General features: G+C 41.7%; 16 protein-coding genes. 13 read left to right on the top strand and 3 right to left on the bottom strand.

The genetic code is table 11. The annotated features are described in order from the left end of the window. Positions 1–39: 39 nt before the first annotated feature. The 3 genes from rplM to C1I60_RS02795 all read left to right on the top strand — a co-directional run bounded on the left by rplM (position 40) and on the right by C1I60_RS02795 (position 3,166). Positions 40–477 carry a 50S ribosomal protein L13 gene (rplM, locus tag C1I60_RS02805; protein WP_137060418.1) on the top strand — a complete coding sequence of 146 codons (438 nt, stop codon included), beginning with the start codon at positions 40–42 and terminating at the stop codon, positions 475–477. A 20-nt stretch (positions 478–497) separates the two neighbouring features. Continuing rightward, a complete protein-coding gene (gene rpsI, locus C1I60_RS02800) occupies positions 498–890 on the top strand; it encodes a 30S ribosomal protein S9 (RefSeq protein ID WP_013312140.1) in 393 nt (130 codons plus the stop codon). Between the two features lie 890 nt (positions 891–1,780). Next, positions 1,781–3,166 carry an MmgE/PrpD family protein gene (locus tag C1I60_RS02795; RefSeq protein ID WP_137060417.1) on the top strand — a complete coding sequence of 462 codons (1,386 nt, stop codon included), beginning with the start codon at positions 1,781–1,783 and terminating at the stop codon, positions 3,164–3,166. Between the two features lie 46 nt (positions 3,167–3,212). On the opposite strand, the gene C1I60_RS02790 is transcribed toward C1I60_RS02795, so the two are convergent. Then, complete coding sequence (locus tag C1I60_RS02790; RefSeq protein WP_137060416.1) at positions 3,213–4,172, bottom strand: LysR family transcriptional regulator; 960 nt, start codon at positions 4,170–4,172, stop codon at positions 3,213–3,215. A 233-nt stretch (positions 4,173–4,405) separates the two neighbouring features. Between C1I60_RS02790 and C1I60_RS02785 the strand changes: the two genes are divergently transcribed. From C1I60_RS02785 to C1I60_RS02750, 8 genes are all read left to right on the top strand, one after another. Beyond that, positions 4,406–4,963 carry a DJ-1 family glyoxalase III gene (locus C1I60_RS02785; protein WP_137060415.1) on the top strand — a complete coding sequence of 186 codons (558 nt, stop codon included), beginning with the start codon at positions 4,406–4,408 and terminating at the stop codon, positions 4,961–4,963. 14 nt (positions 4,964–4,977) lie between these two features. Next, a complete protein-coding gene (locus tag C1I60_RS02780; protein WP_137060414.1) occupies positions 4,978–5,529 on the top strand; it encodes a DJ-1 family glyoxalase III in 552 nt (183 codons plus the stop codon). A gap of 30 nt (positions 5,530–5,559) precedes the next feature. Beyond that, positions 5,560–7,482: a glucose PTS transporter subunit IIA gene (locus C1I60_RS02775; protein ID WP_137060413.1), complete on the top strand. Its 1,923-nt coding sequence runs from the start codon at positions 5,560–5,562 to the stop codon at positions 7,480–7,482. Between the two features lie 12 nt (positions 7,483–7,494). Beyond that, on the top strand, positions 7,495–8,910 hold the full coding sequence (locus tag C1I60_RS02770) for a 6-phospho-beta-glucosidase (RefSeq protein WP_137060412.1): 1,416 nt from the start codon (positions 7,495–7,497) through the stop codon (positions 8,908–8,910). 325 nt (positions 8,911–9,235) lie between these two features. Further along, positions 9,236–9,928 carry a phosphoadenylyl-sulfate reductase gene (locus tag C1I60_RS02765; RefSeq protein WP_137060411.1) on the top strand — a complete coding sequence of 231 codons (693 nt, stop codon included), beginning with the start codon at positions 9,236–9,238 and terminating at the stop codon, positions 9,926–9,928. A 51-nt stretch (positions 9,929–9,979) separates the two neighbouring features. After that, a complete protein-coding gene (gene sat, locus C1I60_RS02760) occupies positions 9,980–11,149 on the top strand; it encodes a sulfate adenylyltransferase (protein ID WP_137060410.1) in 1,170 nt (389 codons plus the stop codon). A gap of 69 nt (positions 11,150–11,218) precedes the next feature. Then, the gene (gene cwlD / locus C1I60_RS02755; RefSeq protein WP_137060409.1) at positions 11,219–11,995 is read left to right on the top strand and encodes an N-acetylmuramoyl-L-alanine amidase CwlD; all 777 of its coding nucleotides are present in this window, start codon (positions 11,219–11,221) and stop codon (positions 11,993–11,995) included. Between the two features lie 60 nt (positions 11,996–12,055). Next, entirely contained in the window at positions 12,056–13,162 is a 1,107-nt protein-coding gene (locus C1I60_RS02750; protein ID WP_137060408.1) for an Mrp/NBP35 family ATP-binding protein, read from the top strand. Between the two features lie 33 nt (positions 13,163–13,195). On the opposite strand, the gene gerD is transcribed toward C1I60_RS02750, so the two are convergent. Then, the gene (gene gerD, locus C1I60_RS02745) at positions 13,196–13,936 is read right to left on the bottom strand and encodes a spore germination lipoprotein GerD (protein ID WP_137060407.1); all 741 of its coding nucleotides are present in this window, start codon (positions 13,934–13,936) and stop codon (positions 13,196–13,198) included. Between the two features lie 106 nt (positions 13,937–14,042). Next, complete coding sequence (gene pdaB / locus C1I60_RS02740; RefSeq protein ID WP_137060443.1) at positions 14,043–14,822, bottom strand: polysaccharide deacetylase family sporulation protein PdaB; 780 nt, start codon at positions 14,820–14,822, stop codon at positions 14,043–14,045. A gap of 99 nt (positions 14,823–14,921) precedes the next feature. Between pdaB and C1I60_RS02735 the strand changes: the two genes are divergently transcribed. Both C1I60_RS02735 and C1I60_RS02730 read left to right on the top strand, forming a co-directional pair. Continuing rightward, positions 14,922–15,536 (top strand): stage II sporulation protein M, encoded by a 615-nt coding sequence (locus C1I60_RS02735; RefSeq protein ID WP_137060406.1) that lies wholly within the window; start codon positions 14,922–14,924, stop codon positions 15,534–15,536. 192 nt (positions 15,537–15,728) lie between these two features. Then, the gene (locus tag C1I60_RS02730; RefSeq protein WP_013312131.1) at positions 15,729–15,959 is read left to right on the top strand and encodes a hypothetical protein; all 231 of its coding nucleotides are present in this window, start codon (positions 15,729–15,731) and stop codon (positions 15,957–15,959) included. Positions 15,960–16,246 lie beyond the last annotated feature (287 nt).

The following is a 16,246-nucleotide window of genomic DNA, read 5'->3' as shown; positions in this document are numbered from 1 at the left end:
TGATGATTTCTGTTAACGAACTTAAGGAGGAAACTTTTTATGCGTACTACGTATATTGCCAAGCCAAATGAAGTTGAGCGCAACTGGCACATCATTGATGCCGAAGGCAAAACGCTTGGTCGTTTGGCAAGCGAAGCGGCTGCGTTGATTCGCGGCAAACACAAGCCACAGTTCACACCACATGTGGACACAGGTGATTTTGTTGTTGTAATCAATGCGGAGAAAATCGTATTGACTGGTAAGAAAATGGAGAACAAAAAATACTATCGTCACTCCCTGCATTCGGGTGGTCTGAAAGTAACGGTTGCACAAGACATGGTTAAGAACAAGCCTGAGCGTATGCTGGAATTGGCTGTTCACGGTATGCTTCCTAAAACTCGTCAAGGCGAGAAAATGAAGCTGAGACTTAAAGCTTACAAAGGCGCAGAGCATCCACATGCAGCACAAAAACCTGAAGTTTACGAACTTCGCGGATAATTAAAAGGGAGGACAGTTTCATGGCACAAGTACAATACTATGGGACAGGTCGTCGTAAACATTCGGTAGCTCGTGTTCGTCTCGTACCGGGTGAAGGACGCATTGTCATCAACAAGCGTGATATTAATGAATATTTCGGTTTGGAAACACTCAAACTGATCGTAAAGCAACCATTGAACCTGACTGAAACAGTAGGTAGCTATGACGTACTCGTTATCGCTCATGGTGGTGGTATCTCTGGTCAAGCAGGTGCAATTCGCCACGGTATTTCCCGTGCTCTGCTGAAAGCAGATCCGGAATTCCGTCCAGCTTTGAAAAAAGCAGGCTTCCTGACTCGTGACCCACGTATGAAAGAACGTAAAAAATACGGTCTCAAAGCCGCTCGTCGTGCACCACAGTTCTCGAAACGTTAATTTTCAACATTCAAAGGCTCTCAACCAATTGGTTGGGGGTCTTTTTTTATGTCTAAAAATGGCCTGCAACCATATGTTTGACCACACTTAAATTAAAGCCCAATGTGTTTTGAAATTTAGCAACCCTTTGTTCATTGAGGTTATTTGTCCCCTTGTGTGTTTATCCCCACCTCCTTTGATTTGTACGCCACTTTTAAGTAAGGTAAGGGATTATTATTTCAGGCACTATAAAATAGATGTTAACCATTTGCTTTAAAAAGGTCTTTAAGAGCAAGTAATCATTTTTTTTCATTCCTTGCTTCGATCAATAGCATCGCTCTTCCATTTCATTTTATGCATATTTTTTCCTCACGCTTTTATTCGCTCCGCCATAGATTACGCTGCTTATAGAGGCTTGTCTGTCGCTCGGCATGTGATTCCCGAGAATTACTACTCATCAATTTAACCAAGATAACGGGGGAGAACCCAGACTACCTTGTCCTCCTTATCATGAGAGTGAGCTTCTGACCATCAAAACATTGGCTCTCAGGCACGATAGACCCGTGAGCGAACGTAGTCTAGCCTTGGTGAAGAACCGCGTTTGTGGGAAACTCACTGCAATATCAGTCAGACAATCTATCGTGATTCGGCTTCGTAAGAGCGTTTAAGGCAGTAAAAGTTATGAGCTTAGATCATTGAAAATAATAAGCAATGTTAATAAGACCTATGTTTGCAATGTGAAGTTACATATTTGTAAAAAACATGTGCTTTTAATTACAAAGCAATCTGTTAATATACTCGTAATCAATACTTTATATTGTGTTATGTACACAATTTGGTTTGGATGGTGTTCCAAACTGAAAATGAATGAACCGTAGTGAAGAATAAAGAGATGAGAAAGGTAAAATATTATGGATTACTTAATATATAGATTAGCGGATTATGTAGCTGATCTTAAATATGCAGATTTATCACAAAGAGCAGTTGAGGTAGGAAAACAGGCTATACTCGACTCATATGGGAACATGATGTTTGGTCGCTACTGCGAAGCAAGTGAACGCATTATGGAGTACGCAAAATTATCAGATACTGTAGTAAAAAATGAAGATTTAGTACCTTTAATAGGAGAAGAAGAAATCTTAACTGGTTCTGATACTGCTGTGTTTGTACATTCGATGATGGCACGCTGCGCAGATTTGGATGATGGTTATAGACATGCTATGGGCCACCCTGGTTCAGGCTTGGTACCGCTGTTACTTAGTATGGCACAGTTATACAAAAAAGATGGAAAAGAGATGATCACATCTATTGTAGCAGCTTATGATGTATATGCTCGTTTGGGCGAGGCAATCAATCCCTTTATGTATCGTGAAAGAGGTTTTGATGCTACCGGCGTTTGTGGTGCAGTTGCGGCAGCGGCGTTGGTTTCCAAATTGATGGGTGCGGATGCTATAAAAACAAAGGATGCTATGGGGATTGCTTCTCTATTTACGGGAGGATTAATTGAATATCAAAATGACGGAACTTCTGGGAAGATCATGTGTAGTGGTTGGGGTGCATTGACTGGTATGAGGGCAGTAAGACTTGCTTCCTGTGGATTTACCGGACCCGATGCTGCACTTGAAGGGAAATATGGTTTTTTTCAAGCGTTTAAAGGCACTAGTGGTCATTGCGACATGAGTCAGGTATTGAGCAATCTTGGCGAGGAGTTTAAAATTACCAGCATATATTTTAAACGCCATGCTTGTCAGAGGGGACTCCATGCAGTCTTGGATGCGATGTTAGACCTTAGAGAGAGCTATGACTTAACGCCAGCTATGATTAAATCTATAGATGTAAGAACATCATCATTCGTGTATCGCCTATCCAATCCGAATCCTAAGACAGCAATTGGTGCGCAAGCAAGCACTCAGTTCACTTCAGCAGTAGCTTTAAAATATGGTCGTATGGACTCAGAGGAACTGATATTTAACAGTTTCAGTGATCCTGAAATTCAAGAATTGGTTCAAAAAATTACAGTTACGAAGGATGATGAAGTCGAAGAATACCTGGCTAAGAATCCTACACATTTTTGTGCAGCTAAAGTTATCTTAGTAACTTGTGATGGGAAAACTCACGAAAGATGGGCCCCAGTACCTTTAGGAGATGTGGAAACTCCTTTTGGATGGGATATGCTCAAACTAAAATTTGATCATTTGGTTGCAGGAACCCCTTGTGAAAAATCTAAAGATGAAAGATTTGATCTTCTGAAGCATCTTGAGAATAGTGATAATATTTACGAGTTATTCCGACTATAAAAAAACATCGTGGCGAATTAACAATCATTCGCTACGATGTTTTTTATTACTCAATAGGGGTGGAATACGGACTACATAATCGCTTGATTATATTTTTCAAATCTTGTATATAAGACGGAAATTTTTTATTTTTATGATAAATCAGAGCAAGAGGATTGACTGACGTAAAGTTTGCAATGGGGAACACATTTAAGTGAGAGTAACCATTTTTAAACTGATTCAATTGATTGATTCCAGACAGATACATGGTTAAACAAAAGCTGGCAGCATAATCTTCTGCACATAAGAGGTAATGTATATCAGGCTGAGTCAATTCGTTAATGCAATTTAAAGATACACCTAGTTCTAATAGATGTTTATCCAGAAGAATACGGGAATTAAAGTTTTCCTTATTAAGTACGAACGGGATTTGCTGAAATAATCGTAAGTCGGCACCTTTGGCAAAAGTCTCTTTACATTGTGGGTAATCATTTGGGAAATACTGCTTGAGTAAGTTGTCAGAAATGACAATATACATACGCTCATTGACGACTATCTCGTATTTCAAGTTATGTGAAACTAAATTACTTACACCGGACAAGAATAAATCAAGGGAATTATTGAGTACCATTTCCTGCATCTGTGGCGAGGTTGTGCGATGAATATTTAATTTAACTTTAGGATGAAGGTTATGAAATTCTTTTAGTAATTTAGGAACTATGATCGGATACCGACCTTCTGTAATGCCAAAATGAATGGTACCTGACTTGGCATCTTTTATATCTGCGAGTTGATTTTCTAGATTCTGTTCCGAAAGCTCTATTTGACGTAGAGTATCCAACATAGTTTTACCTGCAGGAGTTAATGCGAATTTTGGCTTCCTTTCAAAAAAAGAAACCCCATATCTTGCTTCCAATCCCTTAATGTATTTACTCAAACATTGATGAGAGATGAACAGACGCTTGGCTGCACTAGATATATTCAGCTCTTCGGACAGAACAAGAAAATATTTGTAATTGTTTACCATAAAATCCTCCGTAATTTGAATTGTGTCATTTTAACATGGGGCGTAGCTAGAGTAAAGTTATATTTATGCTGCAAAAAAGCTAGGTGAAGTGTAATAAATATCTGTATTAACTGCAACTAATTATTACATACATGAAATTTATATGTGATTTTTGGTTGCGTGTATCTATGCTAAACTGTGAGTAGTTAAAAGTAAAGTAGTCAACACATTAAAATAAGTAGGGGATGGTGAACATGAGTAAAGTTGCGGTTATGTTAGCAGAAGGATTTGAAGAAGGCGAAGCTTTGACGATTGTGGACATTTTAAGACGGGCAAATATAGAGTGCCACATGATTAGTACCGGAGGTGAGCGGGTTCGCGGTTCTCATGACATCGTAGTCCAAGCGGATGCAATTATCAGTGATGATGTAAAACAATACGATATGATTGTATTGCCGGGTGGTTTACCAGGAGCTACAAATCTGCGGGACGACGACAGAGTGATTAACTTGCTACAGGAGATGAATCGTGCTGGTAAATTTGTATGTGCCATGTGTGCTGCACCCATTGCTTTAGGAAAAGCAGGCATATTGGAAGATAAGAATTTCACAGCATATGTAGGATATGACCAGAAAATAGAAACCACTGGTGTCTTTAAAGAAGATATCGTTGTAGTTGATGGTAATGTAGTTACCAGCCGAGGACCTGCAACGACTTACGCGTTTGCTTATGCATTGATAGACGTACTTGGTGGAGATAGCTTGGCGGTTAAAAATCGTATGGTTTATTTTAATGCATTTGATGCTGAATAGGGGGTAAAGAGATTATGAGTAAAATTGCAGTGTTGATGGCAACGGGTTATGAAGAGGGTGAGACATTAACCATAGTAGATATCTTAAGAAGAGCAGGTCTTACATGCGATACTTTTTATTTTGAAGATAAGCTGGTTAAAGGAATGCACGGGATATATGTGGAGGGTGACAAAGCCTTTGGTGAAGAAGTAAAAGAGTATGACATGATCGTTTTGCCAGGTGGACGCCCAGGGGGGCAGAACTTGAAAGAAAATCCGGATGTCATACAAATGGTACAGTATTTTAATGATCATGATAAATATATAGCTGCTATGTGTTCTGGTACTGTTGTCTTATCCGATGCGAAGGTAATTGACGGTAAAGAGGTGACAGGCTATACAGGTTATGCAGAAAAACTGCTTGGAGGTATCTTCAAAGATGAAGTTGTCGTAGCGGATCAAAATATCGTTACAAGTCAGGGACCGGCAACTCCATATCCATTTGCATATAAGATTGCGGAGATATTCGGGAAAGACACATCCGTTTTACGGGAGAAAATGTTATACAATTTTGCTGGCGGTAAATAAAAGAGCTTTGGCCAAAAGGGGGCGGAATGAATGAAGACAGAAGATTTGGCTAAGCAAATATTAGATATTATAGGGGTCAGCAATATAACATACGCAACACACTGTGCAACAAGGCTGAGGTTCAATGTAAAGGACGAAGCCTTGGTTGATTTGAAAGCGCTTGATCGGCTAGAAGGTGTTTTAAAAGCACAGTTTAGCAGTGGTCAATTGCAGATTGTCATAGGTGCAAAAGTAAAGTCCGTTTTTGACGCTGTCAGCGGAATACTTGATTTGGAGCCAAACAACATCGAAGTTCAAGAGGTAAAACAGAAGAAAAATCCCATCTCAAGGGTTGTAGAAACGATTGCTGGTGTGTTTGGACCGGTTATTCCGGTATTGATAGGCTGCGGTATGGTAAAGTCGGTGTTTTCAATCTTGATTGCTATGAAATTGATTGAAACAAGCAGTGGTACCTATCAGATATTTAACTTAATTAGTGATTTGATTTTCTACTTCTTCCCCTTTTTCCTTGCGGTCAGTGCGGCAAAGAAATTCAAAACAAATGAATATCTGGCTGTTGCCTTAGCGGGAGCCTATATGTACCCTACGATTATGGAAGGAGCAATGAATGCGGCAAAAACGGGGATCAGCAGCTTAAGCTTTTTTGGACTCCCGATTCTGCTTGTAAACTACAAATCAACAATCATTCCAATTATCCTTTCTGTGTGGGTAATGAGCTATGTCTATCGATTTATTGATAAACGGATTCCAGATATGTTTAAAATATTGTTTGTACCTATGCTTGTGTTATTTATTATGGTTCCACTTGGATTAATTGTTATTGGACCTTTTGGAACATATATTGGTAGTAGTGTAGCCCAAATTGTAACCTATCTTTACACTGCCAATGGTGTTATTGGATCTTTCTTATTTGGAACATTCAGGCCAGTCCTAATTATCTTTGGTATGCATTATGCGATTACGCCAATTAACAGTCAGCTCATTGCGGAGTATGGGTACTCTGTCATATCACCTGCCAATTTAACTGGCAATCTGGCTCAAGCAGGGGCATGCCTTGGAGTATTCTTGTTGCTGAAAAATAAGATAAGTAAGTCTGGTGCATTAACGAGTGGTGTAACCGCATTATTTGGCATTACAGAACCAGCTATATTTGGATATAACCTGAAATATAAAAAACCTTTTATCTGTGCTATGGTAGCTGGAGGTATTGGCGCTGCCTATATAAATGTATGGGGCGGCGGAGCAACTGCTTTGATTTTACCAGGGTTATTGGCACTTCCCACATACATTGCGGATAGCTATATTCATATTTTAATTGGCGTTGCTATTAGCATCTCTTTGGCATTGATCGGGGTATTGATCTTTGGCATAGATGAGGATAAAGTACCAGCCAGCGTATCTGGAAGTACCGGAACAACAGATGCTGCGACAAGTACTGCAGCAGCTACAGTACAAAATACATCTGCAGAAAAAATGAATTCGACGAGTGAAGTAGCTGGTCCGGGTGAAAAGATCATGGTTGGTTCTCCGATTAATGGGGTTGTAAAAAACATATCTGAAATTGATGATCCTATATTTGCATTAGGTAGTGGTGCTGCAATTGAATCAGAGGATGGAAAAGTTTTCGCACCCTTCGATGGGACAGTATTGTCGTTGTTCCCTACCAAACATGCTATAGGCTTGGTATCCGCTGAGGGAGTAGAAATGTTAATTCATGTGGGAATAAACACCGTAAAATTAAAAGGTAAATATTTCACTACACATGTACAACAAGATCAGAAAGTAAAACAGGGAGACCTGCTGATTGAGTTTGATCGGGAAGCAATTAAAGCAGCAGGATTTGATACTGTAGTACCGGTTATTATATCTAACACCTATGCATACCAGGGTGTAGATCAGGTAGCAGTCAATCGAGTTGCAAAAAATGAGGCGTTGTTATGCATTCATACCTAGAGGTGGAATTTCATGAGTAGACTATCAGCTGATTTTTTATGGGGCGGTGCGGTTGCTGCTAATCAGATCGAAGGTGGATGGAATAAAGGAGGTAAGGGGGTCAGTGTCAGTGATGTAATGGCTGCTGGCGCCCATGGGGTAGAACGGGAAATTACGGACGGAATTGTAAGTGGTGTCTACTATCCAAGTCATGAGGCAAGTGATTTTTTTTCCCGCTATAAGGAAGATATCGAGTTATTTCATGAGATGGGGTTTCGATGCTTTCGAACCAGCATCGCATGGACCAGAATATTTCCAAATGGAGATGAAGAAGAGCCAAATGAGGAAGGATTGCAATTTTACGATAAAATGTTTGACGCTTGTCTGAAATATGGAATTCAACCAGTCGTTACGATATCTCACTTTGAGATGCCGTACCATTTAGTAACTGAATATGGCGGTTGGAGAAATAGAAAGCTGATTGACTTCTATCTTAACTATTGCAAGACGGTGCTTACTAGATATAAAAACAAGGTTAAGTATTGGATGACGTTTAATGAAATTAATATGATTGTCCGAAAACCTTGGAAACCTGGTGGAATTAAATTCTCAGAAGGAGAAAACAAGCTGCAGGTAGAGTATCAGGCAGCTCACTATATGCTCGTAGCTAGTGCAAAGGCAGTAAAGCTTGGCAAAGAAATAAATCCAGAGTTTGTTATAGGATGTATGTTTCTTCATCCAACCTCTTATGCAGCAACCTGCGATCCAAATGATGTATTGGCACATGTAAAGAAACTTCAAGAAGCGTATATGTTTTTGGATGTTCATGTCCGGGGAAAGTATCCTAATTCTTATTATACATTTTTGCAAAAGAAACAACTGGAAATTCAAACTTTGCCAGAAGATGAGGTTGTTCTGAAAGAGGGAATTGTTGATTATATCGGATTTAGTTATTATTCCAGTTCGGTCGCAATTGCTAATCCAACAAATCAGAATATGAGTGAGGGCAATGAGATTAGTGGATACAAGAATCCTCTTTTATCAGCCAGTGAATGGGGATGGCAGATTGATCCCGTCGGTCTTCGCATTACACTCAACTGGTTATACGATAAGTATCAGATACCGCTATTTATTGTAGAAAATGGCTTGGGCGCAGTGGATACAATTGAAGAAGATGGTAGCATACATGATCCTTACCGGATTGACTATTTTAGAAGGCACGTAGAAGAAATGAAAAAAGCTGTATTGGAAGATGGTGTGGAACTAATGGGTTACACTCCTTGGGGATGTATTGACCTTGTTAGTGCCGGAACTGGAGAGATGAAAAAAAGATACGGTTTTATCTATGTAGATAAAGATAACGATGGAAATGGAACATTAGAAAGGTACAAAAAGGATTCCTTTTATTGGTATAGGGAATGCATTAAAAGTAATGGGGAGAATATTTAACTGTTAAAAAAGGACGTGTTGCAAACTAACTTTATGAGTTAGGGGCACACGTTCTTTCTTTTTAAGAAGATCATTCCCAAATGAACTGTATAAGAATATTTTATATAAAGTCAATGAACCTGGTCGAATGCCGGGGATATGGTTATAGAATGCTGACAGAACAACCTTCCTGCTGATTTCTGACTGAGTAGTGTTAATATCAGGCCCACATACTGTGGATTGACAATGAATATGAAAGTTTTATACTTTATTTATTCTTATTAGTTTAGTCGGCTTTTGCAACATGGTACTTATTTATGAATCTTCAGACGGAGGCGCATTAATAATGAATTTATTGGAGAAAGAAGCATTGATTAAGGTTAAGGCGATTGAACTGGAAGAGGCTACGCCTGAGGAAATTATTCAGTATGCTGTTCATACGTTTCCGAATCTTACCTTTGCTTGTAGCTTTGGGGCGGAGGATGTGGTACTAGTAGATATGCTGCAAAAAATTAGTCCCTCCAGTGATGTTTTTTATTTGGACACTGACTTTCATTTTCAAGAAACGTACGATACGCGTGATCAGATGAAGGAAAAATACAACATGGATTTTGTGCGGGTATCTCCCTTAATTACTCCGGAAGAGCAAGCGGCCAAGCATGGAGAAGAGCTTTGGAAATCAGATCCCAACACATGCTGTGGTATACGTAAAGTAGAGCCGCTGACACGTATTTTATCACAATACGATGCATGGATTACCGGAATTCGCCGAGATCAGGCTTCTACCCGTGCAAATGCAAAAAAGATAGAGTATGACGAAAAGTTCGGTCTCGTTAAATTCAACCCGTTGGCGAGCTGGACATCAGAGGACGTGTGGAACTATATTCATACACATAAAGTGCTGTATAATCCGCTACATGATCGTAACTATCCCAGCATCGGTTGTGAGCAATGTACGCGTCAAGTCCTTCCGGGCGAAGATCCTCGTGCTGGACGCTGGTCAGGTAATGAGAAAACGGAGTGTGGACTCCATCAATAACGATACACAATTAGCTGTGAATGGCATTTAAGAACAGAAAGGAAGTACATTATGACTGCAATTCTTCCGCATGGTGGAACGCTTATAGATAGAATTATTGTAGGTTCAGAGCAAAAAATACTTTTGCAGGCCGCTCGTGAATTATTTCCTATCCGTGTAAATTCGTGGACTATTTCCGATCTGGATTTGATTGGAGTGGGGGCATTTTCTCCACTGACAGGGTTTATGAACGAAGCCGACTATCGGTCGGTGGTAGCAGATATGCGTCTTGCCGATGGCACAGTCTGGAGTATCCCCATTACGCTTGCGGTTACGGACAGCATAGCCGGGGAGCTGGCATTGGGGCAGCAGGTTGCTTTAGTGGGTGAAACGGACGGTATCATATATGCTGTACTTGATATTGAGAGCATATATCAGGTTGATCAGACAGAGGAGGCCAGAAGTGTATTCAAGACGAATGATCCGGCGCATCCTGGTGTCAAAAAACTTTTGGAGCGACCAGCTACTTATATAGGGGGATCTGTGCAGGTGCTGAATCGGCCGGAACCCTCGGAATTTGGTGAGTTTTATTACACGCCGGCGCAGACGCGCAATCATTTTGCTGAAAAAGGCTGGAAAACAGTAGTCGGATTCCAAACGCGTAATCCCGTACACCGGGCGCATGAGTACATCCAAAAAAGCGCGATGGAGATTGTCGATGCGTTATTTCTAAATCCGCTCGTTGGTGAAACCAAATCAGATGACGTTCCGGCAGACGTGCGTATGAAGAGCTATCTCGTGCTGCTCGATAACTATTATCCGGCTGACCGTACCTTTTTGGGCGTGTTTCCTGCTGCCATGCGCTATGCGGGTCCGAGAGAGGCTGTTTTTCATGCAATTGTGCGGAAGAACTACGGTTGTACCCATTTTATTGTAGGGAGGGACCATGCAGGTGTAGGAGACTATTACGGCACGTACGAAGCACAGGACATTTTCAAAAACTTCACACCTGAGGAACTGGAGATCACCCCATTGTTTTTCGAGCACAGCTTTTATTGTACCCGATGTGGAAATATGGCCTCTAGCAAAACATGCCCTCATCCCAAGGAACATCATTTGACGCTTTCGGGCACCAAAGTACGGGAATTGTTACGCTCCGGGGTTTGCCCGCCACCTGAATTTACACGACCTGAAGTTGCCCAAGTGTTGATTGAAGGTATGAAAGAATTTGTTCATTCCTGAGTTGTACTATTTACACGCCTCGTCCCATATAGATCATTAGTATCTGTATAGGGACGGAGGCGTTTTGTTATGCAAAAAAACAATCGTAAACACGAGGTTACACTGTGGATTCGCTATCGGACGCTGAAAAAAATACTGCTGGGCTGCTGTCTCGCCGTTCTGTTTATCACACTGGCTCTGTATGAGATACCAGCTTCGAGAGCCTGGACCCATTGGAGTCTTCCACTTACCGGTAAAGTAATTGCCATAGATGCAGGACATGGAGGGCCTGATGGAGGGGCTGTCAGCAGAGAAGGTGTCATTGAGAAGGACATTAATCTGGCGATTTCCTTTTATTTGCGGGATTATTTGCAGCAAGCAGGAGCCGTTGTCGTCATGACTCGGGAGGCTGATCGTGATTTGGCGCAGCAAGAAACCAAGGGCTATGCAAGAAGAAAAACGGAGGATCTGAAGCAGCGTGTACGCATGATTGAGGAGCATAAAGCGGACCTCTTTTTAAGCATTCACATGAACAGCATCCCGTCGAGTCGCTGGAGTGGAGCCCAAACCTTTTACGTACCGAATCATGGGGATAACGAAAATTTGGCCTTCCTCATTCAGGAGGAGATTAAACGCAACCTGGAGAACACAGACAGAGTAGCCAAGACAGTGAATACGGTATATTTGCTCAAGGCCCTCAAAATGCCATCAGCTCTCGTTGAAGTCGGCTTCTTATCCCACCCGGAGGAAGCCAGACGACTGAATGACGAGACCTATCAGAGACAGGTGGCGGCAGCGATTTACAAGGGAGTGCTTCGTTATAGTGCTGGGGAAAAAAAGGCATCGTCAGCACCTGAGGTCAGATAGTGGTATACTGTAAGTGTTTACAACTACGTAAATTCATTGAAGCAGAGGTGCTGATTATTCATGCAAACCAGAGAGCAAGTTATAGAGCTACTTCATCAGGTACGAGAGCCTCACACAGGTCATCGTTTGGTGGATATTCATTTTATTCGGGATGTTGTTATTAAAGAGGATCGTGTATCCTTGACCGTGATTAGTCTGGATCCGGAGGAAGGGGCACGTGCAGAGCTGGAGCGGGAAATCAGGCAGACGTTGGAAGAAGCTGGGCTGAGCCATATTCATATTCGTATTCGTGAAGCGTCTGACCATGAAAGATCCTCTATTCAAACGGGAGAGCATGTGGAGGAAGCGTCTGACCCGGTTTTGACTAAGGGACATGCTGCCGGTATGGAAAAACATGAGCTGCTGAATCCGGCATCTGGTGTACGTTTTATTGCGATTGCCAGCGGAAAAGGCGGTGTTGGGAAATCGACGGTGGCTGTAAATTTAGCGGCTGCCTTGGCTAGACAGGGCAAACGTGTAGGTTTGATTGATGCTGACATCTATGGATTCAGCGTACCAGATATGATCGGAGTTGAGGACGTTCCTACCGTAGAAGAAGGTATTATTCAGCCGGTGGAGCGATTTGGCATCAAGATAATGTCTATGGGCTTTTTTGTCAGGGAGAACAACCCTGTGATCTGGAGAGGACCCATGCTGGGAAGAATGCTTAGACAATTTTTTAGCGATGTAGAATGGGGCGAGCTGGACTATATGATTCTTGATCTACCGCCGGGAACAGGGGATGTGGCGCTTGATGTACACCAGATGATCCCGCAGAGTGAAGAAATTATTGTGACCACCCCTCATGCCACGGCAGCCTTTGTCGCCGCACGTGCAGGAGCAATGGCGCTCCAAACGGATCATAAGGTCATTGGCGTTGTGGAGAACATGTCCTATTATGTATCCTCTACCGGAGAGAAGGACTATGTTTTCGGCCGTGGAGGTGGGGCTATGCTGGCGGACACCCTTCATACAAAGCTGCTGGCGCAAATTCCGCTAGGTATTCCAGATAATCATCCGTCAGAGGCGGATTTCTCACCATCTGTATATAAAACCGAATCGGCAACAGGAGCGATCTACAACGATATCGCCTCCCAAATTACGACGTTGCACACCGAATCTGAATAAGAAAAAAGGCTGGTTGCTGAACCAGCCTTTTTATTATTGACTCCCTTGTCCGCCGCTGCTATCTCCACTTCCCCCACCTTGTTTTTCACCACTTGATCCATTTTGACCACCACTTTTTTTCTCAACCTTGGGTTGAAGCTCTTCTTGTACGACAGTTTTGAGTAAATTCATGACCTCAAGTCGGAAAATAGGATTCTGCATCGCATCGTGCATAACCGTCATAGATTGTTTGCGGTATTCAGGGGTTTTAGTTAAATCCATATACATTTTGGTTAGTTCTGGCGATTTGAGCATCGCCTCAATAGATTTTTGATAAGAAGGGTCTTTAATAAGTTGCATATGAAGTTGCTTACTTTGGCTGTTGATGGCCTTGGCAAATTCACCGGCAAAGCGCGGATCAGTCATAATTTTTTCGATTTCCTTTTTGTATTCTGGAGAAACCAAGGTATCCTTGACTGCGATTTTCATCTGTTCTGCTGACTGTGTAGGCATAATCATTTTCATCCCCATACTGCCGCCGCCGGAACCTCCCCCAGATCCACCGCTTTCGCTATCTTGACCGGATTTCCCTTCTTTGGAAGAGCTGCTTTCTCCCGTCAAAGCCTCCTCCACTGCTTTTTTCCCGTCATCGCTTTTTAAAATATCGACAACCATCGTTTTCATTTCTTTATAGCTGTTCTGGGGAGGCGCGGAGCTCTGGTCCGAACCACAGCCGGTCAGCGCAACGCCCAGTACGCATATCATGCTGACTAATCGCAAACGAGTCCAATTCATGGTCGTATTCCTCCTTCATCATGAATGTGGATAGTATGCGAATGGATAAGGTGAAATATGTCGCCTGACTTTTGGTTTTTTGTTGAGAACGTTGTAAAATAACTCCTTAAAGCCCCAAAGCCTGATCACGAACCTCTTTGCCTTTTACTGTGCCCTGTTGAAGCAGTTCGGATACAGTTACAAATTCATAACCTTGCGCACGCAATTTGTCGATAATAACGGGCAGCGCTTCATGAGTTTGCTTACAGGAATCACTGGCATGCAGAAGAACTATGTCGCCGGGATGTGCTTTCTTCACAACACGGTCAATAATGACCTGAGTACCTGGGTTTTTCCAATCTAAAGAGTCCGTGTCCCACTGGATTGTTTTATAGCCTAAAGTGCTTGCGACCTGAAGAACCCTTTTGTCGAAATCACCATTAGGCATACGGATCAACTTCGGCGTTTGCCCGGTCAGCTCGGTTAAAGTGGTGTGGGCTGTTGAAATCTGCTTACGAATCTCCTCATCGCTTAGACTGCTGTAATTTTCATGTTTATGTCCATGGCTGCCGATCTCAAATCCGCGATCTTTAATCTGATTCACAAGCTCCGGATGTGTTTTGCTCCAAGGGGAAGAAAGAAAGAAGGTAGACTTGGTTACTTTTTTGTCTTCAAGAACCTTTAAGATGGGCTCAGTACGCTTATCTCCCCAACTAATGTCAAAGGTAAGAGCGATCAGTTTTTTGTCTGTGGGTACACTATAAATGGCCGCTGGTGCTTCCTCGGAAAAAACGGTAACATTATCGGTTTCAACATAAATAACCCCAATAGCGAAAATGGCCACCGCCGCTACGATAAAGAATCGTTTAATTTTTTTGCCGTTCAGTACATAAAAAAAAGAATTCATGGTTAATAACGCCCCTTTCATCATAGAAGTGCTTGTTTACTTAAAGCTATGCCTGGGGTTGTCAATTATGCCATTGGACTAACAGGAGGTATTGATCTGATGGGAATAAAAGCATTTCTTCACGATTTACACACGACAAGACGGTTGATTTTAGTTTCCGCATTTCTATTTTGCATAAGTATTGTGGTGGGCTGGTTAAGTACAGGCGCTATTCAATCTATATTGGCTCAACAATTGTCAGGGTTGGGGGAAGTGGCTCAGCGTTTACAACAGTCTGAACATCCTCAATGGAGCTTTTTTGTGTTCATCTTTTTCAATAATGCGATCAAGTGTGTGCTGGTTATATTTATCGGGGCCTTATTTGGAATCGTACCGATTGTATTTTTGATTATGAATGGGATGGTTTTGGGGTTTGTCGTGCACTTACAGGCGGATACGGGCAGAAGCTTGTATGAGGTTATTGTAAAAGGACTGCTTCCGCATGGTGTAATTGAATTACCTGTTTTAATTATCGCCTGTGCTTTCGGTTTGAAGTTTGGAGGGCAGGTGATGTCCTCGATCGTTGCAGGCATAGGTGTGAAACGAAAAGGGCTTGCTCTAACATGGGAGTTGTTTATGAAACAGACGTTGAGGGTGTCAATATGGTCCGTTGTCCTGCTACTTATTGCTGCTGCAATTGAGAGTGGAATAACGTATCGTTTATTGTCACATTAAAATATTATGGTCCGTTATTTATATTTTTCCTGAAAATTGAACATAACAAAGGGGAGAGCCCGAAGAGAAAACATGATTAAATCCGAATAAGTTTGAAACCTTAGTAGTTGAGTTTAAAAACATGTAAAGACCGGAACAATAGTTGAACGAATATAAGCACTATATAATAAGCTGATAAGGGAGTATGGTCATATGCTTGGAATGCTGTTTAACGAAAAAGAATGCAAGGAACTGGATTATGTTCTTCGTAAGGAACTTGACGAAATGCTGCTTGATATGAGCGATACCCGGTTGGATCAAGATATTCGTTATGCGATAGCGCTTCGGTATAAAACAGTTTTCCGCATGTATGCCCGCTTTGCACCCGCCAAGGAACTATCCAAATATGCCCGCAGAGGGCGCGTCCCCCAAACCAAACAATAAAAATATAAGAGCTAATTATAAAATCAAAGATATCAGGAAGTTAGATATCAAAATAAGTGTTGACTCTATTTAGGATTCATGGTAAATTAATTTTCGTTCCTTTTTGAGGAATTTGCTCGAAAAAAGAATTTTAAAAAAACTCTTGCAAATCTCAAAAAGTAATGATATATTATAAAGGTCGCCACTGAAACGCGGTGATGAAGCAGAGCAAGACAAAATGTAAGTTTGATCTTTGAAAACTGAACAACGAGTGAGTACGGATTTTGCTTGCAAAATCCAACGCTGAG

It is taken from the genome of Paenibacillus terrae (assembly GCF_005217525.1).
Taxonomy (GTDB): Bacteria; Bacillota; Bacilli; order Paenibacillales; family Paenibacillaceae; genus Paenibacillus; species Paenibacillus terrae_C.
This window is presented reverse-complemented; position numbering and strand designations above follow the sequence as displayed.